1 protein-coding gene and 1 pseudogene are annotated in these 826 nt (G+C 48.4%); both read right to left on the minus strand.

Annotated elements, in window-relative coordinates; genetic code table 11:
- Positions 1-399, minus strand: a 399-nt coding sequence (locus A3735_RS00460; RefSeq protein ID WP_197485549.1) for a type II secretion system F family protein, incomplete at its 3' end; no start/stop codon positions are given.
- 24 nt (positions 400-423) lie between these two features.
- Positions 424-826: pseudogene (locus A3735_RS29960) on the minus strand (MSHA biogenesis protein MshE); the annotation flags it as partial.

Consider the following 826-nt stretch of genomic DNA (forward strand, 5'->3'; position numbering starts at 1 on the left):
CAAATCAGAAAAGACCTTGGGGTGGGCCTGCATGCATGAAGCTAAATTCACACCTGACTCTAGGCGCTGAGAAACATCAAAGAGTGTCTCGCGAAGCACTTCTGACTTGGTTGAATCCGCCAAGCCTTTCATTGCACGTATAATAGGAATACCGGCGCGAGCCAAAGCATTCATTTGCCGACAAAAAATAATCAGCTCATCAAGCGTCACTTTGGGTTTGATCAGCTGTATATTTATACTGCCCAAACTTTTTGACGCTTCCTGCAGCTCACTGATTTGAACCGGAGTAATACCTTTTTTAAGCAGCTCATTGGCAGCAGCTGACTCTGAAGCTATCTCCAGTTCACCGCTAACCTGGGCCCCTTTTGCATCACGCCCCTTGTATTGAAATCGAGCCATTAACCCTGCCACCCTTCAAGTAAGTTACTCATCGAGTTCATCCAGGTCTATTTCCAGCTCATCGTCCAAGCTTGCCCCCAATTCATCAAGGGTTGCAGAAATTCTGAAGACCTCATCAATCGTCGTAATACCCTGACGCGCATACTCTAAGGCGCACCGATCCAAGGGCTCGTAATAAGCATTCATCTTGGCAGCTTCAGCAAAGGCATCCGGGTCTGCACGACGAAGCGCCCCCAAAGTACGATCATCCATTTCTAGCCACTCGTAAATACCTACTCGCCCTTTATAGCCGGTATCACTGCACTGGTAACAGCCGCTTCCAACAGTGAAATTATCTGGTAGGATTTCACCTTCAGCGACCATACTACCTAGCCAGATTCTCTCCTGTTCCGTTGGGTGATACTCGGTCGCACAGTTCGGGCATACC

Source organism: Oleiphilus sp. HI0061, from assembly GCF_001635675.1.